Below are 22024 nucleotides of genomic sequence, written 5' to 3'. Positions count from 1 at the left end.
TAAAATGTATAAAAAACCAATAGGTTTTGTAGAAACACCTGAATTAATAGCAGAATTAATGGTTAAATTAACCGGCAAAAATAAAAACTCCCTTACCCTGGATACTGGATGCGGAAGGGGAGTTTTTTTAAAAAAATTACAGGAGTATGGATTTAATAATGTATATGGAATAGAGATGAATAAAGAATTTTATAAATTATGCAAAGAAAAATATCCACAATATGAAATATTAGCAGAAAATTTTCTTACAAAAAACTTTAAAGAAAGATTTGATCTTATTATGGGTAATCCACCTTATGTACATTATAGTGATTTACCAAAGAGATTATCCAAACAAATAAAAAAGATTGCAAAAAATGCTGAAGCGGATATTTATTATGCATTTATTATAAAATCAATAGAGTTATTAAAAGAAGAAGGAGAACTTATATATATAGTTCCATACCATTTCTTTTTTAACACACATGCGGCATATTTAAGAAATTTTATGATAAAAAACGGATCTTTTGAGATTATAATAGATCTTGGAGAAATAAGGTTATTTTCAAAAAATCCTGAAACAATTATATTTAAATATAAAAAAGGAATATTTGAAAAAAAAATAAAAGTATTAAATATCAAAAACCAGCAAATAAATGATATAAATAAAATTAGATCAGATATTGAAAAAGTTCTGGAAGAAAAAAAAAGCAGTGAGCTTTTTGAATATTATGAATTACCGCCATTTAAAAAAAATACTGTATGGTCAACATCAGAAATGCGAAAATGGGATATTCAAGAATATAAATTATTAAAAGATATAGCAAAAATAGGTGTAGGATTTGTATCTGGATATAAAAAAGCTTTCTATATTTCTGAAAATGAGTATCAAAAAATGGATAACTCATCAAAAGAACTCATAAAACCGTTTATAAAAGCTAAAAATTGCGATAGATATATAGTAAATGGTTTTCATAGATATATATTTATAGATAAAAGCATTGAAGAAAAAATTTTGAAAGAAAAGTATCCAGAAGTATACATAAGATTATTAAAACACAAAAAAGAAATGTCAGAAAGGTTTTTGCCAGGGAGAACAAAATGGTATCAATGGCAGGCGGCAAGAAACTATAAATTTTTAATGGAAAATCCAGGTAAAAGAATATATGTTCCAGCATTAGATAGAAAACCATATAATCGTTTTAGTTTTTCAGAAGAAAGTTATTTCCCTTCAGGAGATGTATTGTTTATTCAACCGTATTTAGAAAAAGATATATATTTTCTTTTAGGATATTTAAATTCGCTATTTTTTAGAGAGTATTATATATCCTATGGCGGGAAGCGTGGCGGAAGAATGTCTTTTACACAAAAATTGCTTGAAAATATAAAAATACCTGAATTTGATTTAACAATACAAGATGAAATTTCTCATATTACTAAAGAAATAATAAGATTGAAAAAACAGAAAAAGGAAACAAAAATATATGAAGAACAAATAGAAGAAGTTATAAAGAAGAATATAAAAAAGATATATGTATAAAAAAAATCCGGATCATAAGATCCGGATTTTTTGGCGGGGACGACGGGACTCGAACCCGCGGCCACCGGTGTGACAGACCGGCATGCTAACCAACTGCACCACGTCCCCAAGCTTTCCGGATATATTATACCGAAAGAAATATTACAAATCCAGTCCTGATTGGTTTCTAAATAGTGACATGTTTTTTAGTAATATTTTAATGATGAAAACCTTGAAAATAAATAATATTCATATAATAAGAAGAGAACTTTTAAAAATAAAGTCTTTTGTAATGTTTAAAATTAACATAGATGCTTGATTTTAACAAAAAAATGTGGTAAAATTGCCTTGAAATACGTTTATATCAATACATAGGGGGTGCATGTATGAACAAAAAGGAACTCGTTAGTGCATTAGCTGAAAAATTATCCGTTACAAAGAAAGAAGCAGCTTTATTTGTTGATTCATTTGTAGACGTTGTGTCAGAAGCTTTATCAAAAGGCGACAACGTAAAAATCGTTGGATTCGGTACTTTTGAAGTTGTAGAAAGAAAACCAAGAAAAGGTGTTAACCCACAAACAAAGGAAACTATTGAAATTCCTGGTGGAAAAGTACCTAAATTCAAAGCTGGTAAAGAATTAAAAGCAAAAGTAAAATAATTTAAACGGAGCCCATTCTGGCTCCGTTTAAATTTATGATAATAATCCATATTTATAAAATTAAGATACTGGAGGAATTGTATGAACTTGATTTATATTGGTATTGGAGGATTTTTAGGAGCAATATCGAGGTATCTTGTATCAAAATATGTAAATACAGCATTTCCATTTTCAAATATGCCTTATGGAACATTAATGGTAAATTTAATAGGTGCATTTGTTTTGAGTTTTTTAATGTCGCTGAGTATATACAGACTTGAACTACCTAAAAATTTTATGTTATTTTTCACCACAGGGTTTATAGGCTCTTTTACCACATTCTCAACATTTATGTATGAAACAATAGTTTTAAGTGAAGAAGGGTTTAATGTATATTCATTATTGTATCTATCAATAAGCGTGTTTTTAGGTCTTTTATTTGCATTTCTTGGCTATGCATTGGGGAGGTTGGGAACATGAAATTTTTAAGAATTTATCTTGGTGAAGGTGATCATTGCGATGGAACCCCTGTATATAAACATATAGTAAAATTATGTTATGACCATGGAATTAAAGGAGTTACTGTTTTAAAAGGGATAATGGGTTTTGGAGAAAAACATCATGTACATAGAGTTGATTTTTTTACATTAAGTGAAGATTTGCCAATAGTAGTTGAAATAGTAGATTCCAGCGATAAAATAGAAAAGATAATTGAAGAAGTAAAAAAATGTAATTTTGATGGGTTAGTTGTATATTGGGATGTTGAAAGCATAAGAATAGAAAAAAACAAGTAATAATATAAAATCAAAGCAGGAAGGGGATTTTAAATGTTAGCAGAAAAACTAACTAATAAAATAATATCAAATGTGAATGAAGTAATAAAAGGAAAAGATGAAAAAATAAAATATGTATTAGCAACGTTTTTTAGTGAAGGACATGTTTTATTAGAAGATGTTCCAGGAACAGGAAAAACAATACTTGCAAGAGCAATTGCAAAATCATTTAATCTTGATTTTAAAAGGGTTCAATTTACACCGGACTTACTTCCAAACGATTTAATAGGTTTATATATATTCGATAAAAATAAAAATGAATTTGTCTTAAAAAAAGGTCCTATTTTTACCAATATATTACTTGGTGATGAAATAAACAGAGCAACGCCAAGAACACAATCAGCATTGCTTGAATCACTTGCTGAAAATCAGGTGTCTATAGATGGAATAACCCACAAACTTGAAAAACATTTTTTTGTAATTGCCACGCAAAACCCAATTGAGTTCGAAGGAACATTTCCATTACCAGAAGCACAGGTAGATAGATTTATGATTAGATTATCCTTAGGATATCCTGATCCTCAATATGAAGTTGAAATGTTAAATTCGCAGGAAAAAGAACATCCTATAAATCATATAGAAAGTGTATCTTCTGCTGAAGAATTATCAGAAGTGAAAAAAGAAGTAAATAATGTACTTGTTTCCGATGAAATAAAAGAATATATTATTGAAATAGTTAATAGAACAAGAAATCACAAAGATATAAAGGTAGGTGCCAGTCCAAGAGGTTCTATTGCTTTAATGAAATTATCAAAAAGCGTTGCTGCAATAGAAGGAAGGGATTTTGTTATTCCAGATGATGTAAAAAACATAGCAAAATATGTTTTGGCACATAGAATAATTCTCAAAGCAGAAGCAAAAATAAAAAAAGTATCACCATATGACTTAATAAGCGATATATTAGAAGAAGTAAGAGTTATAAGGTGATATAAGTGAGATATAAAATAAAAGGTCTCGTCTGGTACTCTGTTATAGGGGTAACAATAAATATATTTTATTTTAGCAATTATACATTGCTATTGTTGGCATTATTGGGATATATCTGGTATGATTTTTTTAGAAAAAAAGCAATTATTGAGAATATAGAAATAGAATATAAATTAGAATATGAAAAGGCATTTATTGATGAAATCTTTGAATACAGAATATATTTAAAAAACAATTCTAATGATGGTATTTTATTACTTGTCTCACCATCGAACTTACTTCAGAGAATTCGACCATTAAATCAAAAGGTTTATCTTGAACCAGGTGAAAGAAAAAAACTGATTTTTAATATATCCTTTGGGACAAGAGGAATTAAAGATATAGGAAGAATTAGCATTAAATACAATACTTCATTGGGTTTTGAATTCTGGAAAACAAAAATCGTTGAAAAAAAGGTTGAAGTTTTGCCGGAATTTATATATTCTGAGTTTAACAAAGAAAGTTTGAAAAAGTTATTGCCAGCTCAAAAATCTAATATAAGAGTATTGGAAGACGTTACTTATGTTGAAAATATTGATGAATACAATAATGAACCATTAAATAGAATAAATTGGAAAATTTCGGCAAAATATGACAGGTTAATGGTAAAAAAATATGCACATACATCAACAGGACAGGTATATATGTTTGTTGATTTAAATTTGCCAGATGGTATTCCGAAAGAAAATATCTTCTGGAAAAATGAAAGGAAAGTATATGAAGAGTATGCATTAAAGGCGACCGCAAGTATTGTAAAATATCAAAAAGAAAAATATCAGGACCTTAACCTTGTTATATTGGGAAAAGAAATAAAAAAAATATCTTCAAACGATTGGGTTGAATATTTTGATACAATAGCTTCAGCATATGGGGATAATAATAGTGATATAAACCTTGAAAAAGTACTTGAATCAGAAATTCCGTATCTCACATTTGAAGATACAGTAATAATAATATCAATACATTTAACCGATGAAATAATTCCATATTTAATAAAAATGCGTTCAAAAGTTTCAAAAGTCATTGTGCTGGTTATGCCATATGGTTTTAGAGTTGAAACCGAAGGGAAACTGGATGTAAATAATCAGGAGATTTTCAGGGTTGAAGCTATTGAATTGGAGAAAAAAGCAATATTACTTGAAGAAAATCATATAATTGTTAGGTTAGTTTCGCCAGATGATTCATTAACAGAAGTCTTTTCAAGTATTTGAGGTGATGGGGTTGGATAAAAAAGTTCGCAATTTATTTGAGCAATTAGTTATAATTTCTCTTTTGCCGCTTAATGCAATAGACTTTATAGCCCTTTTTATAGTTACTCAAATTTATACATTATTATTTAAAAAGTTTAAAAAGATGAATATGCCGTATTACATAGCCTTTCTCGCATTATTTCTGGTATTTGGAACTGCATTTTCCATTGAAATGGCTTTAGATAGGAGCCCTTTTTTTGCATATAATGTTACATTGATAATTATAGTGAATTATTTTCTTCCAGAAGAAAGAAAGGATTTATTTAGATATATTTATGTATACATAATAGCAGCAGTAATTCTAAGAAATACAATTAATCATATTCTTGTGGGAGCTGTATTGTTGTATTTCTTATATGAACTATTAAAAGAAGAAAAAAACAAGAAATTATATATAACACTTTTTGCTATATTTTTTGTATTTTCATTTGTGTCCTTTCAAACAAGTATAAATCCATTTAAAGATTTTAGTCTCTTTATGGATAAAAAATATTATAAAACATATGAAAATGAGAATAATATAGAAAATAATAAAATAAATGTTGAAGATGAAAATACTGAAAAAAAAGAAAGGGTCAAAAGATTATTTAAAGAATCAGAAACAAATCCAATATACACAAGGGTATATAAACCACAGGAAACCATGACACAAAAGGAAAAATTATTTTTAGGAGTATTAGTGTTAGGGGTAATATCAAGTTTGGTAATTGCATATTATTCTTATAAATATATGACAAAAAAAGATAAAAAACGTTTATACATTTCTCTTGCTTTATTTTTTATTATTACATTTATGGGATTAAATACAATAGCGCATCTTAAACCTTTACAATATAAATTAGAAACACCAGAATTCTTTACATCAAATATTGAAAAACAAATTTCAAAAGAACCAACTGCAATAAATCGTGAAGATAATGCGATAGCAGCAAATTCAACACAAACTACATATAATGGAAAAGCAGAAATTTTAATACTAAAAATTGCATACCTAATAATAAAATTCTCAAGATATGTTTATTTAATAAATATATTAATACTGGCGTATTTTATTTATAAAATACTTAAAAAAGATAAAGATAGCAAGAAAGAAGATCTTAAATTTAAAGAATTAAAAAATGAGAAATTTAAGGAAGATAAATTTGATGAGAAAGATATACCCTATTTAATTGATAAAGGATATATATACATAAGAAAAAGATTCTTCGAAAAATTTCAGCATCTTACTCCATATGAATTGCTAAGAAAAGTAGATTCACCAGAAGAGTTCAAAAAATTAACAGATTTATTTATATTAAAAGAATATGGTAACAAAGATTATAATCTGTCTAAAAAAGAAATTATAAATCTTATAAATAGCTCTATAGAACACTTTAAAACCCAGGAGATTTAATCCTGGGTTTTAATTTATCATAATGCAATATAATATTACAATAACATAATAGTTCGGAAACCGAATTGCATAGATTTAGGAATAGAATAAAATTGAAAATATATTTAATACATTCTTTTTAAAGGAGAGGGAGAGTATGAAAATTATAAAAGGATATCTTGACAGAAGATTAAACAACATGTTTGAAAGAATTTCTGAAAACAACGTTGATAACTTAGTAGAAAACTTTAAAGAAGAAGCATTAGAGGTTTATACAAGAAACAATTATATTCTTTAAAAAAGAAGCCCGGAATTTCCGGGCTTCTTTTTTAAATTTAGATAGAGTGCTTTCCAGGAATTTTTGCAAAAAGTCTGGTTTTTTCAACATGATCAAGCGCTAAAATCCATCTTGTAAATCTTTCTATTCCAATTCCACATCCGGCAGAATGTTTTAACAAACCAGCTTTTGCAACTTCCAGATAATCCTGGAAAGCCTCTGGTGGAGTTCCCTTTAACTCCATTCTTTTTAGAATCTGTTTGTATTCATGCTCCCTCTCCCCACCGGATATAGCTTCTTCATAACCTTCAGGGTAAATCAAATCAAAATCCAATAAAACATCAGGTCTTTCAGGATCCTGTTTATCATAGAATTCTCTTTCTAAAAGTGGAATATCGATCATCCAGAATGGTTCAGTTGCTTCAAGAGAAGCTCTTTTCTCATAGTCCTCGCCATATTTTTCCTTTAATTCCTTTACGGTATAACGTTTAAAAGGTTTTTCAGGAACTTTCAAAGAAGGATGATACTTTTCAATAATTTCAGGATATTTTTCTTTTATTGTTTTTATTGTATGGATAATGGCATCTTCCATTACATCAAATACAACTTCTCTTGGTGTTTCTAACATTTCCATATCTATTTGTACAAAATCAAATAGATGCCTTCCCGAATCCATTTTGTCCTCTGTTTCCAATCTAACGTTTGGTGAAACAATATAAATCTTTTTGTGAACAAGAACAGCAACCTGCTTGTGTAAAATCATAGATTTTGTAACTGAATACTTTTGTCCATAATATTCAAATTCAGCTTCAAAATGTGGATGGTTTAGCGGATCGGTAATAGGTGAAACAGTTACAGGCAATAATTCCACAAATCCTTTTTCATCCAATACATGTCTAATTCCTTTTAAAATTTCGCTTTGAATAAGTGTAGCGTCTTTAAATACAGGATTTTCCATATATTCCTTTACCAATGATACCGTGTCAACCTTTCTTTCCATACTTTCTTTCATCATAATACCCTCTCCCTTCAAATGTAATTTTATAAAAATCTCTCCCTCTCATTAAATTTAAATAGATAATAAAAAACCGGCGCTGGTAAAATCCAGCGCCGGTGAATTGATAGCAAACGACAGCTTACCTCGCGTTCCACCAACGCTGGTTGATATTATTATTATTGAAATTATTAACTTTTATTATTATTGTTCTTATCGTCATACCTAACACCACCTGAAAAAAAAATATATATTAAATTTTTTCTTATTATACTACATTTTTTTTACAATGTCAACTACCTGGTTAATAAATGTATTCGGATTGTTCTTTTAAATAACGAGCAATTATATCTACTTCATAATTAACAAAATCATTCGTGTTTAAAAATTTCAAATTTGTATTTTGATATGTATGTTCTATTATTTGTATTTCAAAGGTATCTAATTCTTTTTTTGCAATTGTCAAACTTATTCCATTTATTGTAATAGCCCCTTTTGTTGCAATAGCCCATTTTTCTTGAGGAATTTTAAATTTCATCCAAAATGTATTTGAAGATTTTCTTAAACCTAAAAATTTTGTTATTCCATCAACGTGACCGGTAACAATATGTCCCCCAACAAAATCAGATAATCTTAAAGCTCTTTCAAGATTGACAATTTTATTATTATAATATCTTAGATTTGTTTTTCTATATGTTTCTTCCCCAATTGAAAAATAAAGCCTGTTATCATCTGTTTTTTCAACAGTTAAACATACACCGTTAATTGAAATGCTTTCCCCTAATTGAATATCTTTGAAAGGATTATTTATAATAAGTTTATTATTTATAATTTTCATTTTTGCTAAATGCTGTATTATTCCTGTAAACATGGTATCAGCTCCCAATAAAGGTTATTCTCAAAAATTTTATTTTCTACAGGTTTAAACCTGATGGAATTTTCTATTTTATCAATTTTTAAATTATTAAAAGGAGATATACCATTTCCAATAATTTTAGGTGCATAAAAAACATGAATTTTATCAACAAGATTATATTTTAGAAATAAAGATAAAATTGTTGCACCGCCTTCAACTAAAATACTATCAATTTTTCTTTCAAATAATATTTTTAAAATTTGATGTATGTTTGTTTCATTTACTATTTCTGTATTTTTGTATTTTATTTCTTTTTTTGAATTTGAGAATATTATATTTTGCCCTTTTTCCATAAAAATATTTAATTTTTTACCATAAAATTTTCCCTCTTTATCCAGAATAATTCTTATGGGATTTCTTCCTTTTTTTATTCTACAGGTTAATTTTGGATTATCCTTTATTAAAGTATTAGCTCCAATTAAAATTGATGAATAGTAAATTCTTAATTTATGTACAAAATTTCTTGACATATTATTTGATATCCATTTTGAATCAAATTTTTCTGAAGCAATGAAACCATCCATTGTCATAGCAAATTTTAAAGCAATAAAAGGTCTTTTTTTAGTTATATATGTAATAAAAATTTCATTTAATTTTTTGATTTCACTTTCTAAAATGCCATATTTAACTTTTATGCCGTGTTCTTTTAATATTTTTATTCCATTTCCATTTACCATTGGATTTGGATCAAGCATACCTATATAAACCTCTTTAAATCCTTCCTTTACCAGTCTGTTTGCACAGGGAGGAGTTTTTCCAAAATGAGAACATGGTTCAAGAGTTACATACATTGTGGCTCCTTTTAAATCGATATTTCTTTTTTTAGCATTTTCAATAGCTACAACTTCTGCATGTCTTCCGCCATAATATTCATGATAACCTTTTGATATAATTTTTCCGTTTTTTACTATAATAGCTCCCACCAAGGGATTTGGATTCACCTTTCCTATTCCTTTTTTTGCTTCATTTATAGCCAGTTGCATAAAATATTCATGATTCATATTTTTACACCTTCAATTTCTTGTTGAGATTTGCCATTTCCAAAGCAGCCATTGCGGCTTCAAAACCTTTATTTCCAGCTTTTGCACCTGATCTATCCATACTCTGTTCCAGAGTTTCTGAAGTTATTATTCCAAAGGTAATTGGTATATCTGATATTAAATTTAAATGAGCAATTCCTTTTGAAACTTCATTGGCAACAACTTCGAAATGATATGTTTCTCCTCTAATTACAACCCCTAAAGCTATAATAGCATCATAATTTTTGTTTGTTAGTTTTTTTGCAATAAATGGAATTTCAAAAGAACCCGGGGCTTTGAAAATATCTATATTGCTTTCTTTTACATTATGCCTTTTTAATGCGTCCAGAGCCCCCTCTAATAATCTTTCAGAAAAAAATGAGTTAAACCTTGAAATTACAATAGCAATTTTTAAATCTTTTCCATCAAAAATACCTTCAAAAATTTTCATAGTTATATTACCTCCTCAATTGAAAGATTATGATTCATTTTTATTTTCTTGATTTTTAAATAGAATTTATTTTCTGGCGTTACTTCGCCTAAATGTTGTATTGTATTTATCACATTGATACCATATTTTTTTAATTGATTGACTTTATCAGGATTATTTGTCATTAAAATAATGTTTTTAATGTTTAATGATTTTAAAATTTGTGCTGCTATTGCATAATCTCTATTATCTGCTGGCATACCAATTTTTTCATTTGCTTCTACTGTATCCATACCCTTATCCTGTAATTCATAAGCTTTTATTTTATTTGTGATTCCTATATTTCTACCTTCCTGTCTTAAATAAATTATTAAACCAGAGCCGTTTTCCTGTATTTTTTTCATTGCAAGATGCAATTGACTTCCACAATCGCATTTTCTTGAAGTTAACACATCACCAGTAACGCATTCGGAATGTATTCTGACTAATAAAGGTGTGTTTTTTAAATTACCTGTATATATTGCAAAATGTTCTTTTTCATCAAAATTATTTTTAAAACCTATAATTTTAAAAGAGCCAAATTGTGTAGGAAGATTTGCTTCAGAAATTGGAGTTACATATAAATTGCTTTTAAATACTTCAACGGCTATATCTTCTACAGAAATTATGGGGATTTTAAACTTTTGAGATAATGATTTTATATAATTAAAATTATGGGAATTTCCATTTTCATCTAAAATTTCAATTAATATAGAAAAAGGTTTAAAACCCAATAATTTCATTAATTCAATAGAACTTTCTGTATGTCCTTTTCTCTTATTTAATCCGATACTTCCTAATAACTGAATATGACCTGGATATTTATAATCGTTTATTGTGGTATTTTCAGAGATAGATTTTATAGTTTTTGCACGTTCTTTTGAAGAAATACCGGTTATTGTTTTTTTATGATCAATACTAATAAAATAATTGGTATTAAGTATATCAGCATTATTAGAAGGAAGTTTAAAAAAACCTCTTTGTAAAAGCTCTTTTTCTTCAGCTGCTAAACATAATAATCCTCTACCATTGGATATTAAAAAATTAATAATATCCTTGTTTGCCATTTCTGCTGGAAATACAAAATCAGCTTCATTTTCCTTTTTTTTATCCCAGAGGATTATAGGTTTGTTTGAAAAAAATGTTTTTGTAAGAATTTCCTTATCCATGTAAAAACCTCCTTATAATAAAATAAAAGCCCTGGATATCTCCAGGGCCTGATTTTATATATATTACATATATAAACATAAACGCAAATTTATGCATTTATGTCTATATAAATATATTGTTCTCTCCTCCCATCCAGACTTTCACTGTCGGCTCCGGAATTTCACCGGATCAGTCCGAAGACTCGCGGGCTTTAACCGCCGGTCGGGAATTTCACCCTGCCCCGGAGAGTATTAACTTTTCTTAATTATATCACATTTTTATAAAAAAATAACAAAAAAATAAAAACGTATTCCCAACAAATGAATCATTGATAATAAAAGCAATATATTTTGCAGCAATGAGAATAACAGAAAAATGAACTACTAATAGCTTATAACCAACTATAATTATTTTAAGCTCAGTGATGAGGAAACGAGACTTTTTGATGTGTTTTTAAGAAATTGCGTTCAATCGATATTAATTAATATATTTTCTTTAGGGGACTAAAACTATTTTTCCACCAATTGGACTACAAAATTTACAAAACTTACAGAAGTTTGGTTCTTCAATATTATAACTACCGATTTCTAATATTTTAATTTTTTTATTCTTATTTTTCATCAATTTCACCTCCTTATCAAAATATTTTTTCTAAAATATATATATCTTTTAATTTTTTATTTATATAAAATATTAGCCATAATGAAATAATAATTATTATTCCATAAGAATACTTTGAGGAGAAAATTATATAGCTTTCATTTAATCCCACTCTTAATATATTCAATATATGAGTAATTGGATTCAAAAATAGTAAACTTTTTACTATTATATTTTGAGTTTTTATTTGGTAATAAATAGGGGAAATTATTATTAAAATATAACTCACAAGAGGCATTATCCCCATTAATGTATAATAATTTCTCACTTTTAATCCAATTGTTATGGAGATTAGAATTAAAAAGATATTTCCTATTAATAACGGTACCAAGGTACTTAAAAATTTTTCTGTATTATTTGATATCATGAAAATATAAGATATTCCAAAAATTGGTAGCGTTAACAAAAAATATGTTATCCCCATCGATATTACTATTACAGTCTTTGAAACAGAAAAAATTGTATATAATTCAATAACTTCAGTTTGCATTAAGTTTGAAACTCTCAAAGAAAGTATTCCAAAATATGTTCCTATCATCATTGAAACCATAAATCCGCTAATTAAATAATCTATATTTGAATTCTTATTTAATAAAACAATTATTAAATAAGAAAAAGGTATTAATATCATACTTACAAATATTTGAAATTTAAACATTCTCATTCCTTTAAATTCTAATTCTATTCCTGTTTTTATTTGATTAAATATTTTTAACAAGTTCATACACTCCTTTTTCAAAGGATGGGTATTCAATTTTTAAATATTTTATATAATTATCTTTTTTTATTTTTTCAAGAAAACTCAAAGCTTCTGATAACTCAGAAAAGAATAAAGAATAATTATGTTCATTTGAATTATATACAATATTTTCTCTTCTAATAAGATTTTCTATTTTTTCTATATTTTTAACTGATATATTTAATTCAACAGGTGTTTTTACTTTTGTATTTATTTCTTCAATCTTACCTTTATATATAATTTCACCATTTGTGATTATAATTACTTTATCAGCCAAATTTTTTATTTCATTCATATCATGACTTGCTAGTAATATTCCTTTTCCCTTTCTGTATTTTTTTATTAAATCCCATATTTTTTCTTTGTTTATTATATCAACCATTGAAGTGGGTTCATCCAATATTACCACATCAGGTTCCTGTGAAAAAGCTAATGCAATCATAATTAGTTTTTTTTGACCACCTGAAAGTGTATAATTGTATTCTTTTTTTATTTTATCTAATCCTGTTTCATAAAGTATTTTTTCTACTTTATAACTTACTTCATGCGAATTTAACCCTTCTAATTTTAAAGGTATTTTTATACTTTCTTCAACTGTAAGTGATGGAAAGAAAATCGGTAATTGCGGTACATATGCAATTTTTTTCACTCTATCATTTATAATAATGTTTCCTGAAGTTGGTTTCAATAATTTTAAAATCTGTCTTATTAATGTTGTTTTTCCTGCTCCATTTGGACCAATTAATCCAATAATTTCATTTGTTTTTAAACTAAAATTTATATTATTATTTGCTCTTACTCCATTTGGATATGTTTTGCTTATTTTTTCTACTTTTAATAATTCTTCCATTTGTTATACCTCCAGAGGATAATTGCTTATAACATAAGCTTTTATCAGCGTTTGAATATTTTTATCTAGATAGGCTTTTTTACAAACACCTTTTTTATTATTTCCACCCATCCATCTACATCCTCCATAACAAATTGGTGCATAATTGCAATTTTCTATGCATTCAGGTTCATAACTTATATTTTCATACCACTTAGAATTATTAATTTTTAAATTACTATTTTCATCTATATATCCTTCTTTAACTTCGTAAAAAGTTCCAGGACATGAATATATATTTAAATTTTCATCAACAGCGAAAGATAAATCAAGAGACACAGAACATGGGCCTCCAACAAATTCTTTATCTATTTTAAAGCCGAATTTTGCCGCTTGAAGATATAAATTCGCAATTTTGCTTTCTAATTCTAAATTTATTTTTCTTTCATGTCCATACCTTCTTATTTCTTTTTGGGATGAAAATATAGGTGAAAATGATAAACTTGATATTTTTTTATTGATTTTTTCTTTTTTTAAATATTTTAAAAATTCTTTTGCATTATTTATATTATTTTCATTTATATTCATTCTAAGAGTTATTTCACCTTCAAAGTATTTAGTTAATAATACAAAATTATTAAAAACAATATCAAAACTTCCCGTATCATTTAATAATCTCAACTTATCATGAGATTTTTTGTTGCCATCAATAGTTACTTGAATTCCGTCAATCCTTTTATTTAAGTAAATTATTCTTTCTTTTGTTAATAATGAACCATTTGTTATAAGTTGAATGTAAACTTTTAATTTTTTATTTTTTTCTAAATTTCTTAAATCATCAATAATTAAAGGAATAATCTCATAATTTAAAAGAGGTTCTCCACCAAACAAAACTATTGCCATTGAAGATACGTTATTTTTCTCAATTGTATTTGTTAAATATTTGTATAGAATTTTCCATTTTTCTTTTGTTAAATAAGAAAATTCCTTTTTATTATTTATATCTTGATAACAATATGTACATTCAAAATTACATCTTTCAGTTAATGATATAAAAACAGAAAATAAATCTTTTGTATATTTATTTTTTTGAAGTACATATTTCATACGTTTTTTTTCAATTTGTTTGTCTTTTATTAGAAAATCTAATTTATATAATTCATTTTTTTCATCTACTAAGATATTATTAGATTTTTCATTTGAAATAAAAATTTTTTCATATAAATCTTTTTCTAAAGAAATCAAATTTCTTGTTAATGTATTAAAAATGACTATATTATCATTTATTGGAGTATATATATTATAAAATGATGTGTAATATTTTATTATAATCACCTCCTAATATTTTTATCTTTTTTAAACAATTAAAATCTATATATTTTGGGGATATCTTTTAAACCTGGATCCAGGTAAAAGAAATTATTTAGTTAATACTTTTTTACCCCATATTGGACTACAAAATGAACAAAATCCACAAAAATTAGGTTCTTCAACATTGTATGTTCCTATTTCTAAAATTTTAAATTTTTTAATGGTTTTCATTTTATAACCTCCTTGCTCTTTTATATTTAATAAGTTATAATAGTAATTAAGTTTCTGGCACCAGAATAATCCAGCCGGCTGAAAAGATTTAAAGTTTTGATATAATATCTATGCAGATATAAAAAGAGAAAAATAGATTGTTTATTATTTAAAAAATTCAATTTGAGGATTTAAAGAACGAGTTGAATATTTTTTATCCACCTCATCTCCAGAAAAGATTATTGAATTTAAAATTATCATTATGCCTATTATTAAAATGATTTTTTTCACTATTTCACCTCCGGTGAAAAATTATACCAGTTTCCATTTGACTTTCAAGTGTTTTTTTTAAAATAAAAATCCGCTATTTATCAGTGTTTCAGAAGTTGATTTTCGTTACAGTTTAATTAATTCATGTAACACATGATTTTCTCACAAACTTACCAAATTTTTTTAAAATTTTTTATATTCAGGATTCTGGCGATTTTTTATTTATGTGTTTATGTTACAAACAAATGTTAAGAACAAAGTCCCCGGGTTTTAAAAATTCGATAGTAACAACATAATTAAAACACAGTGTCCTGGAGGTTAAAAATGGATTTTTCTATAAAAGATATTCTGAATATAGTTGAATATGGTTATTTTTCAAGAACGGTTATTAATTACATTTATCCATATATTATTGATGAATCTTTGAAATTCTATCTGCTATTATTAAAATCAATATGGAATGAAGATTTAGACAAAGCTTTATTTTATGCAAATAAAGTTATTTCAACAACAACAACAACAACAACAATGTTAAAAGAATTAGCAAGATTTGAAAAAATAGATATATTATTAAAACAAAATAAATTTGAGGAATCAAAAAAAGAATATATGAAATTAAAAAAAGGTATTAAAAATCTTTCTGAAAATGCAAGAAATATAATTTTTCCAGGATTAAAATATCTTGTTTCAATATATGAAGAAAATTATGATTGTATACGATTATGGAGTAAAAATTACGAAGAAAGTTACGTTGAAAAATCAATAATAAAATATTCAAAAGCGCGAAAAGAAATAAAAAAAGAAAATTATAATAAAGCATATAAATTATTTATAGAAGGATATAATCTTGCAAAGAAATTTCCACATCCAACAATGATATGTTCTGGTTTAAATAATGCAGCATGGTGGATAATGAATGAAGGTAAAGAGAAAGATTTGATTGCAGCTAATTTACTTGAATATTATATTGGCTATTATTTCGAAGATTTAAATTATACCTATAACTGGTTTGATACTATTTTTGAAGTAAAAAAGATTAATAATGATATGCGTATTTCTGAAATATGTAATATAGTAAATGAACTAAAAAAGATTTTTCCTGAAGTAAATCTCGATAAGAAATTTAATAGAAGCTTTTATTCAAAAGAATTTGAAAAAGAAATAAAGAAGAATTTTAAAGAAAATACTATTAAATTTAGAAAACAAAAAGAAGTAAATATTCCAATATTATTCTTTTCAACATATACAGCATTAATAGAAAAACCATTTTTTACAAAGAGTCATATTTTAAAATTGATTTTTGAAGGTAATAAAGATAAAATCATTAAATTCTTCTCTGCTAATTATGAAAAGATGTATTTCTTTAACGTCATGATGAGTGATTTTGATTTGAAGAAAGCCGAAAGAAGATTATTGAATTCTGAAGATGTTGAAGATGCGGAATATAATATTTCACCATTTTATTTAGCAAGAAAAAAACTCATCACTGAGCTTTTTAAGAAAACAAAGAACTTTAAGGAATTTGTTTTTAATTATTTTAAGCTCAGTGATGAGGAAATGAGAATATTTGATGTGTTTTTAAGAAATTGCGTTCGATACGATATTAAATGGCCCGTTACTCCTTATCCAAAAGGTAAGGTTCGTGATTTTGCTCTTAAATATGGTTTAGGTTATAAGCGTGTTGCTCTTGGTTATTACTCTTTTGAAGATGATGAAAGAGTTTTGATTGATGATATTATTGAAAGGTTTTTAAAATAACCCTTCCAGAAATCTGGAAGGGTTATTTTAATTCACTTTCGATGGACTTTCAAAGTTCGTTTTTATAAACCATACATTGATTTTTACTCCATCTATTTCTTCTATTTCATGTTTGAAATCCTCTATTGCTTCTGAATATATCACAAGCCAGCCTTCTTTTAAGCCACTTCTTTTTAAATATTCTACTAATTGTTTTTTTGCCAGTTGAAATTTTCTCGGACCAGGATTCCTTTTTATTTCTATTAAATATTTTTCTTCTTTATATCTTACCAATAAGTCTATTCTTCCTCCTCCTACTTCTACCTCCGTTAATACTTCTCCTCCCAATTCTTCCATATATGTGCTCAAGAATATATCAAGATTATATTGATATACTCCTTCATATAGTTTCTTTCCTTTGAACATTACCGCTCCTCTTTTGTTTATGTATTCTATGTATTTTTTCATTAATTCGTTTATTTTTAATTTTCCTTCTTTTGTAAAGTATTTTGATAGATTTTCATATATGTTTATTATGTAATCTTTTTCTCCGTTTATTTTTGGCTTAAAATGATTATATAATTTTTTGTAGTATAACGGTACTTTTACACAACATTTCCCTTCACAATCATCTATTACTCCATGTAAATACAGAAATTTTATTCTTTCATCACTTATATCAAATTCAACGCTTTCTGGTTCAAATAGTATCTGCATTACTATTTCTTTTTCTTCGTGTGCTTTTGATATTATATTTTCCATATTTTTGTCTATGTATTTTTTTATATAGTCATATAATGTTTTTTCAAAATGCTTTTCTGTTATTATCTTTTTTCCTTTTGCTTTTTTTACCACTAAATCATATGCAAGACCATTGGTTAGTCCAGGTTGCCCTGCTGCGTTATGCCATATTAATTCTTTTACCTTTTCATCAAATAATTGTCCTGTTTCTTTTTCGTGTTGTGAGAGTAAGTCATATACCTGTTCTTTTGTAAAGTATGGTACTTCCATATGTTCTGCTATATTAAATGGACTGGCGTTGTCTTCTAATACTCCGCTTAAATAGCTTACACTGATTAATATTACACTTCTGAGTTTATATATTTCCTTTTTATGATATACACTTCTTATTACATGTAAAAATTCATTTATTATCTCCTCATTTAATCTTTCAAATTCATCTATCATTAAAATTATCTCTCTTCCAAATTTTTTATATAATTCTTTTAGTAATATTCTTATATTATCTATATTTTTGGGGATTTGTAATTCTATTTTTTCATTATATCTATATTCAATATCATCAATTATATCCATCACTAATGTTTCAAGAAAATCTTCTTTATCTTTTTCTCCATAACTTTCAAATGAAATAAATATTGTTAAATACTCATCTTTTATTTTTTCTACAATATCTCTTAATAATGTGGTTTTCCCGCTCTGTCTCGGTGCAGACACTGTAAAATATCTCCAGTTTTCTATATGATTAAGCGCTTCTTCCATTATATCCGGTCTTTCCACATAATAGCATGTTTTCTTATCAACTGGTCCTGACGTACAAAATGTTCTCATCGTTCCACCTCCTATTCTTCAATTATACCATATCAAAATAAAATGAGGCTTTCGCCTCATTTGATTAATTCCAGCAATTTTCTTTACTTATTCAAACATAGAAACTTCTTCAATGTTTTTTAATTTTATTATTTTATCTCCTATCTCATCAAAACTATCTTCGTGAGTTATTATAAAACATATTTTATCTTTTAATTCCTCTTTTATTATCCTTTTTATTGTTTCTTTTGTTTCTTTATCTATATGCACTGTTGCTTCATCGAATATGAATATATCTGCTCCTTTTGCCAGTGCTCGAGCTATTGCAATTAATTGTTTCTGTCCTCCTGATAAATTTTGCCCATTATTTGTTATCATATGATTATCCTTCAATGGAAATTTTTCTATTAATTTTTCCAAATTGCTTTTCTTCAATATTTCTTTGTATTTTTCTTCTTTTATCTCTTTTGATGAATACATTATGTTATTCTTTATTGTATCGTTAAATAGGAATATTTTCTGCGATACTATTCCAAACCTTTCTCTCAATGATTTTATATCTATTTCTTTTTGATTTTTTTCATTTATTATTATTCTTCCTTTATATCCATCATATATCCCCAATAGCAATTTCATCAATGTTGTTTTTCCTGACCCATTTGGTCCTTTTATTATTATTTTTTCCCCTTTTTTTACTTCCAGATTTATACCTTTCAATACTTTTGTTTTTCCATCATATGAAAATTCTATATCTTCCATCTTTATTTTTTTTATCTCTTCTGTCAATTCTTCACCATTTATATTTTTTTCTTCTTCTGTTAATTCCTCCATTATTTCCTTTACTCTTTTTAATGAATTCACTGCCGGCTGTATTGTTAATGTTGTTGTTCCTAGCTGTATTACAGGTGCATATAATTTTCCTATATAGTTTGCAAAGGCTATATATCCTCCTATTGTAAATCCTGAAAAAATTATGTCTTTTCCAGCATATAATAGTACTATTACACCTGCTATTGCACTTATTAATGTTAACAATTCCATTCCTATTGAGTATAATATTCCCTGTTTTATCGCTGTTTTTACAAATTCTTTGTTATAATCTATATTCTTTTTGGTTTCTTTCTCTTCTATATTTAAATTTTTAACTTCTTCTATTCCACTTATACTTTCCTCTAATTTCCCACTCATTTTTGCGCCTTTTTCCATCAATTCCATTGAAATTTTTGATATATTTCCCATAAATTTACTTGTTACTATATAATATAACGGCATTATTGCCAGCGCGATTAATGTCAGTTTTATATTATATTTCATCAATATATATAACACTATTATAAATTCTATTATACTTATCAATATTTTAAATGTTTGTTGTGAAAATAATATCTGTAATTTATCAGTTTCTCCAACTCTTGCCATTATATATCCCGTTTCTTTTCCTTCAAAAAAAGTCATTGGTAATTTTAATACCCTTTTTAATAGATCCTTTTTTATTTCAAATATTATACTCTGACTGCTGATTATAAATATTTTTGAGGTTATATAATTCAATATACTCTTTAATACGTATATCACTATTAATGTCATACAAACCTTTTTTAAATATTCATAATCACCTGTCAGTATCCCATTATCCATCGCTTCTTTGTAGTATTTTGCTGGCATTATTGATACATACGATAATATTATCATCATTATCATCGATATCATCAATCTTCCTCTATGTCCTTTTGTGTATTTATAGAGAAATTTTATGTTTTCCATTTCTTTCCTCCTGATTATCAAATTCATTTCTAAATTTTTTCTTTGTTAAGAATAAGTGGTGTTAAGTATATTATTCCTATTATTAGTAATATTCCCAATAGTATGTAATACCATTCAGACATTATAAGTACTTCTTTTATTTTTTCGCCTTTAAAAGCAAAAAAATAAATTAATAAAAATAGTACTATTCTTATTATAAATGGATTATCCAGAATCATAAGACTAATTCCCATAATGGCACTTATTACTGTCATTCCTACAGGTATTGTAAGAATTAATGTAATTAAATCAGAAACTGTTGGATATATCCCTGCAGCAAATGGATTTATTATCATCCCTATTGCTATAAGTAAAATTTCTATACCTATTGTAAATATAAATAAAGCTATGATTTTACCTGCAAACACCTCTTTTATATCAAGTGGGGAAGATAATAAATATAAAAGATTCTTATTCTTTTTTTCCTCATTAAAAGCTATCCATCCAAATATATATGGAATAAAAAAAGAAACTAATACACATACAGTAAAATATGGATTGTATATATGTTTTTTTCCTGAATGTATTGTTACTGCCCATATTATCATTGCTATAAAAAATAAATTTCTTTCTTTCTTTTTACGAAAAAATGTTTTTAATTCTTTTTCAATTATAGCCCACATTTTCTTCATCCTCCCTGACAATTGAGATATACATGTCTTCAAGTGTTGTTTTTTCGTCTTCTATTCTTTTTACATCAATTCCTTCTTTTCTGAATATTTCCAATATTTTATCAAGCTTTTCTTCTGGTATAATTGTTGTTTTTTCATCAGATAGATTTATGTTGTTTTCTCTTATTATTCTTTCAGGTATTTTTTGACTAACTATAATTTTTACTTTATCTTCTATTTTTAATGCTTTTTTCATTTCTTTTAATGTTCCATCAACTATTACTTTCCCTTTCCTGAGAAATATTATTCTCGTACAGATCCTTTCTATATCAAATAAATCATGTGATGTTATTATCAATGATTTATCAGTTCCTTTAAAACCTTTCAAAAAATCCACTATATCTCTCCTGGCTTCAGGATCAAGGTTTGATGTGGGTTCATCCATTATTACTAATTCAGGATCATGCGATAATGAATTTAATATTGCAACCTTTTGCCTCATTCCTGCCGAAAGATTTTTTATCAATGTTTTTTTCTTTTCTGTTAATTTCCATCTATCAATTAAATTCCAAATTTCATTATTGTTCTTCTTATATACTTTTTGCCAGAATTTTATGTTCTCTTCTATTGTTAAATCATCATATAATCCCGGTGTATCAAGCACCATACCTATTTTATTCCTTTCTAATTTTTTTATGTTTTTTATGTTTTTTCCAAAGATTTCTATTTCGCCTTCTGTCGGTTTTAATAATCCAAGTATTAATTTTATTAATGTGGTTTTCCCGGCGCCATTGGGACCTATTATACCTATTATTTCTCCTCTTTTTACTGAAAAATGTATGTCTTTTAATGCCTCTGTCCCGCTATAATATCTCTTCTTTACTCCTTTGAATTTTATTATTTCCATATATATCCTCTCCTC

At 26.5% G+C, this 22024-nt stretch carries 24 protein-coding genes, 1 tRNA gene and 1 riboswitch; of the genes, 9 read left to right on the top strand and 16 right to left on the bottom strand.

All coding sequences use genetic code 11. From position 1 onward, the window contains the following. Nucleotides 1–4 precede the first annotated feature (4 nt). Nucleotides 5–1519, top strand: coding sequence for a class I SAM-dependent methyltransferase (locus XO11_RS04635; RefSeq protein WP_175418228.1), 1515 nt, complete (start codon nucleotides 5–7; stop codon nucleotides 1517–1519). A gap of 31 nt (nucleotides 1520–1550) precedes the next feature. Here XO11_RS04635 and XO11_RS04630 read toward each other — a convergent pair. Then, nucleotides 1551–1627, bottom strand: a tRNA-Asp gene (locus XO11_RS04630). Between the two features lie 257 nt (nucleotides 1628–1884). On the opposite strand from XO11_RS04630, the gene XO11_RS04625 reads away from it, so the two are divergent. The 7 genes from XO11_RS04625 (at nucleotide 1885) to XO11_RS04595 (ending at nucleotide 6855) form a co-directional block, all read left to right on the top strand. Beyond that, nucleotides 1885–2157: an HU family DNA-binding protein gene (locus tag XO11_RS04625; protein ID WP_014296428.1), complete on the top strand. Its 273-nt coding sequence runs from the start codon at nucleotides 1885–1887 to the stop codon at nucleotides 2155–2157. 81 nt (nucleotides 2158–2238) lie between these two features. Further along, nucleotides 2239–2616, top strand: coding sequence for a fluoride efflux transporter CrcB (gene crcB / locus XO11_RS04620; protein WP_014296427.1), 378 nt, complete (start codon nucleotides 2239–2241; stop codon nucleotides 2614–2616). Continuing rightward, nucleotides 2613–2930 carry a DUF190 domain-containing protein gene (locus XO11_RS04615; protein WP_014296426.1) on the top strand — a complete coding sequence of 106 codons (318 nt, stop codon included), beginning with the start codon at nucleotides 2613–2615 and terminating at the stop codon, nucleotides 2928–2930. Before crcB ends, XO11_RS04615 begins: the two co-directional genes overlap by 4 nt. 33 nt (nucleotides 2931–2963) lie before the next feature. Beyond that, nucleotides 2964–3896 carry a MoxR family ATPase gene (locus XO11_RS04610; protein ID WP_014296425.1) on the top strand — a complete coding sequence of 311 codons (933 nt, stop codon included), beginning with the start codon at nucleotides 2964–2966 and terminating at the stop codon, nucleotides 3894–3896. 5 nt (nucleotides 3897–3901) lie between these two features. Beyond that, nucleotides 3902–5146, top strand: a complete 1245-nt coding sequence (locus tag XO11_RS10715) for a DUF58 domain-containing protein (protein WP_175418227.1) — start codon at nucleotides 3902–3904, stop codon at nucleotides 5144–5146. Nucleotides 5147–5156: 10 nt separating this feature from the next. After that, nucleotides 5157–6578 (top strand): hypothetical protein, encoded by a 1422-nt coding sequence (locus tag XO11_RS04600; RefSeq protein ID WP_175418226.1) that lies wholly within the window; start codon nucleotides 5157–5159, stop codon nucleotides 6576–6578. A gap of 136 nt (nucleotides 6579–6714) precedes the next feature. Next, nucleotides 6715–6855, top strand: a complete 141-nt coding sequence (locus XO11_RS04595) for a hypothetical protein (protein WP_156865397.1) — start codon at nucleotides 6715–6717, stop codon at nucleotides 6853–6855. A 37-nt stretch (nucleotides 6856–6892) separates the two neighbouring features. On the opposite strand, the gene XO11_RS04590 is transcribed toward XO11_RS04595, so the two are convergent. The 11 genes from XO11_RS04590 to XO11_RS10600 form a co-directional block, all read right to left on the bottom strand. Continuing rightward, nucleotides 6893–7846, bottom strand: a complete 954-nt coding sequence (locus tag XO11_RS04590) for an asparagine synthetase A (protein WP_254873302.1) — start codon at nucleotides 7844–7846, stop codon at nucleotides 6893–6895. A 286-nt stretch (nucleotides 7847–8132) separates the two neighbouring features. Then, entirely contained in the window at nucleotides 8133–8699 is a 567-nt protein-coding gene (locus XO11_RS04585) for a riboflavin synthase (RefSeq protein ID WP_075780440.1), read from the bottom strand. Further along, nucleotides 8684–9745 carry a bifunctional diaminohydroxyphosphoribosylaminopyrimidine deaminase/5-amino-6-(5-phosphoribosylamino)uracil reductase RibD gene (gene ribD, locus XO11_RS04580; RefSeq protein WP_175418225.1) on the bottom strand — a complete coding sequence of 354 codons (1062 nt, stop codon included), beginning with the start codon at nucleotides 9743–9745 and terminating at the stop codon, nucleotides 8684–8686. Before ribD ends, XO11_RS04585 begins: the two co-directional genes overlap by 16 nt. A gap of 4 nt (nucleotides 9746–9749) precedes the next feature. Then, complete coding sequence (gene ribE / locus XO11_RS04575; protein WP_175418224.1) at nucleotides 9750–10214, bottom strand: 6,7-dimethyl-8-ribityllumazine synthase; 465 nt, start codon at nucleotides 10212–10214, stop codon at nucleotides 9750–9752. A gap of 2 nt (nucleotides 10215–10216) precedes the next feature. After that, nucleotides 10217–11401, bottom strand: a complete 1185-nt coding sequence (locus XO11_RS04570; RefSeq protein WP_175418223.1) for a bifunctional 3,4-dihydroxy-2-butanone-4-phosphate synthase/GTP cyclohydrolase II — start codon at nucleotides 11399–11401, stop codon at nucleotides 10217–10219. 117 nt (nucleotides 11402–11518) lie between these two features. Then, nucleotides 11519–11634: riboswitch (FMN riboswitch) on the bottom strand. A 242-nt stretch (nucleotides 11635–11876) separates the two neighbouring features. Then, on the bottom strand, nucleotides 11877–12002 hold the full coding sequence (locus tag XO11_RS10610) for a hypothetical protein (protein ID WP_014296416.1): 126 nt from the start codon (nucleotides 12000–12002) through the stop codon (nucleotides 11877–11879). 16 nt (nucleotides 12003–12018) lie between these two features. Continuing rightward, nucleotides 12019–12759, bottom strand: coding sequence for a hypothetical protein (locus XO11_RS04565; protein ID WP_014296415.1), 741 nt, complete (start codon nucleotides 12757–12759; stop codon nucleotides 12019–12021). Next, nucleotides 12743–13630: an ABC transporter ATP-binding protein gene (locus XO11_RS04560; RefSeq protein WP_014296414.1), complete on the bottom strand. Its 888-nt coding sequence runs from the start codon at nucleotides 13628–13630 to the stop codon at nucleotides 12743–12745. The genes XO11_RS04565 and XO11_RS04560 overlap by 17 nt, the downstream gene beginning before the upstream one ends. Nucleotides 13631–13633: 3 nt before the next feature. After that, entirely contained in the window at nucleotides 13634–14944 is a 1311-nt protein-coding gene (locus tag XO11_RS04555) for a radical SAM protein (RefSeq protein ID WP_175418222.1), read from the bottom strand. Nucleotides 14945–15028: 84 nt separating this feature from the next. Further along, a complete protein-coding gene (locus XO11_RS10605) occupies nucleotides 15029–15151 on the bottom strand; it encodes a hypothetical protein (protein ID WP_014296413.1) in 123 nt (40 codons plus the stop codon). Nucleotides 15152–15295: 144 nt separating this feature from the next. After that, the gene (locus tag XO11_RS10600; protein WP_014296412.1) at nucleotides 15296–15421 is read right to left on the bottom strand and encodes a hypothetical protein; all 126 of its coding nucleotides are present in this window, start codon (nucleotides 15419–15421) and stop codon (nucleotides 15296–15298) included. Nucleotides 15422–15724: 303 nt separating this feature from the next. Between XO11_RS10600 and XO11_RS04550 the strand changes: the two genes are divergently transcribed. After that, entirely contained in the window at nucleotides 15725–17158 is a 1434-nt protein-coding gene (locus tag XO11_RS04550; RefSeq protein WP_175418221.1) for a hypothetical protein, read from the top strand. 27 nt (nucleotides 17159–17185) lie between these two features. Here XO11_RS04550 and XO11_RS04545 read toward each other — a convergent pair whose 3' ends face one another. The 4 genes from XO11_RS04545 to XO11_RS04530 all read right to left on the bottom strand — a co-directional run bounded on the left by XO11_RS04545 (nucleotide 17186) and on the right by XO11_RS04530 (nucleotide 22009). Further along, on the bottom strand, nucleotides 17186–18709 hold the full coding sequence (locus XO11_RS04545) for an AAA-like domain-containing protein (RefSeq protein WP_175418220.1): 1524 nt from the start codon (nucleotides 18707–18709) through the stop codon (nucleotides 17186–17188). 87 nt (nucleotides 18710–18796) lie between these two features. Next, nucleotides 18797–20452: an ABC transporter ATP-binding protein gene (locus XO11_RS04540; RefSeq protein ID WP_175418219.1), complete on the bottom strand. Its 1656-nt coding sequence runs from the start codon at nucleotides 20450–20452 to the stop codon at nucleotides 18797–18799. 29 nt (nucleotides 20453–20481) lie between these two features. Next, nucleotides 20482–21114, bottom strand: coding sequence for an ABC transporter permease (locus tag XO11_RS04535; protein WP_014296408.1), 633 nt, complete (start codon nucleotides 21112–21114; stop codon nucleotides 20482–20484). Beyond that, nucleotides 21098–22009, bottom strand: coding sequence for an ABC transporter ATP-binding protein (locus tag XO11_RS04530; protein ID WP_014296407.1), 912 nt, complete (start codon nucleotides 22007–22009; stop codon nucleotides 21098–21100). Before XO11_RS04530 ends, XO11_RS04535 begins: the two co-directional genes overlap by 17 nt. Nucleotides 22010–22024: the final 15 nt, after the last annotated feature.

The organism is Marinitoga sp. 1138 (genome assembly GCF_013363265.1).
Classification (GTDB): Bacteria; Thermotogota; Thermotogae; order Petrotogales; family Petrotogaceae; genus Marinitoga; species Marinitoga piezophila.
Note: the sequence above shows the minus strand (reverse complement) of the source record. Positions and strands in the feature narration are given on the sequence as shown.

What these genes read in the sequence shown, in the direction of transcription:
- XO11_RS04635 (WP_175418228.1), top strand. Translation starts at nt 5, where the DNA reads ATGTATAAAAAACCAATAGGTTTTGTAGAAACACCTGAATTAATAGCA.
- XO11_RS04625 (WP_014296428.1), top strand. Translation starts at nt 1,885, where the DNA reads ATGAACAAAAAGGAACTCGTTAGTGCATTAGCTGAAAAATTATCCGTT.
- crcB (WP_014296427.1), top strand. Translation starts at nt 2,239, where the DNA reads ATGAACTTGATTTATATTGGTATTGGAGGATTTTTAGGAGCAATATCG.
- XO11_RS04615 (WP_014296426.1), top strand. Translation starts at nt 2,613, where the DNA reads ATGAAATTTTTAAGAATTTATCTTGGTGAAGGTGATCATTGCGATGGA.
- XO11_RS04610 (WP_014296425.1), top strand. Translation starts at nt 2,964, where the DNA reads ATGTTAGCAGAAAAACTAACTAATAAAATAATATCAAATGTGAATGAA.
- XO11_RS04595 (WP_156865397.1), top strand. Translation starts at nt 6,715, where the DNA reads ATGAAAATTATAAAAGGATATCTTGACAGAAGATTAAACAACATGTTT.
- XO11_RS04590 (WP_254873302.1), bottom strand. Translation starts at nt 7,846, where the DNA reads ATGAAAGAAAGTATGGAAAGAAAGGTTGACACGGTATCATTGGTAAAG.
- XO11_RS04585 (WP_075780440.1), bottom strand. Translation starts at nt 8,699, where the DNA reads ATGTTTACAGGAATAATACAGCATTTAGCAAAAATGAAAATTATAAAT.
- ribD (WP_175418225.1), bottom strand. Translation starts at nt 9,745, where the DNA reads ATGAATCATGAATATTTTATGCAACTGGCTATAAATGAAGCAAAAAAA.
- ribE (WP_175418224.1), bottom strand. Translation starts at nt 10,214, where the DNA reads ATGAAAATTTTTGAAGGTATTTTTGATGGAAAAGATTTAAAAATTGCT.
- XO11_RS04570 (WP_175418223.1), bottom strand. Translation starts at nt 11,401, where the DNA reads ATGGATAAGGAAATTCTTACAAAAACATTTTTTTCAAACAAACCTATA.
- XO11_RS10610 (WP_014296416.1), bottom strand. Translation starts at nt 12,002, where the DNA reads ATGAAAAATAAGAATAAAAAAATTAAAATATTAGAAATCGGTAGTTAT.
- XO11_RS04560 (WP_014296414.1), bottom strand. Translation starts at nt 13,630, where the DNA reads ATGGAAGAATTATTAAAAGTAGAAAAAATAAGCAAAACATATCCAAAT.
- XO11_RS10605 (WP_014296413.1), bottom strand. Translation starts at nt 15,151, where the DNA reads ATGAAAACCATTAAAAAATTTAAAATTTTAGAAATAGGAACATACAAT.
- XO11_RS04550 (WP_175418221.1), top strand. Translation starts at nt 15,725, where the DNA reads ATGGATTTTTCTATAAAAGATATTCTGAATATAGTTGAATATGGTTAT.
- XO11_RS04545 (WP_175418220.1), bottom strand. Translation starts at nt 18,709, where the DNA reads ATGAGAACATTTTGTACGTCAGGACCAGTTGATAAGAAAACATGCTAT.
- XO11_RS04540 (WP_175418219.1), bottom strand. Translation starts at nt 20,452, where the DNA reads ATGGAAAACATAAAATTTCTCTATAAATACACAAAAGGACATAGAGGA.
- XO11_RS04535 (WP_014296408.1), bottom strand. Translation starts at nt 21,114, where the DNA reads ATGTGGGCTATAATTGAAAAAGAATTAAAAACATTTTTTCGTAAAAAG.
- XO11_RS04530 (WP_014296407.1), bottom strand. Translation starts at nt 22,009, where the DNA reads ATGGAAATAATAAAATTCAAAGGAGTAAAGAAGAGATATTATAGCGGG.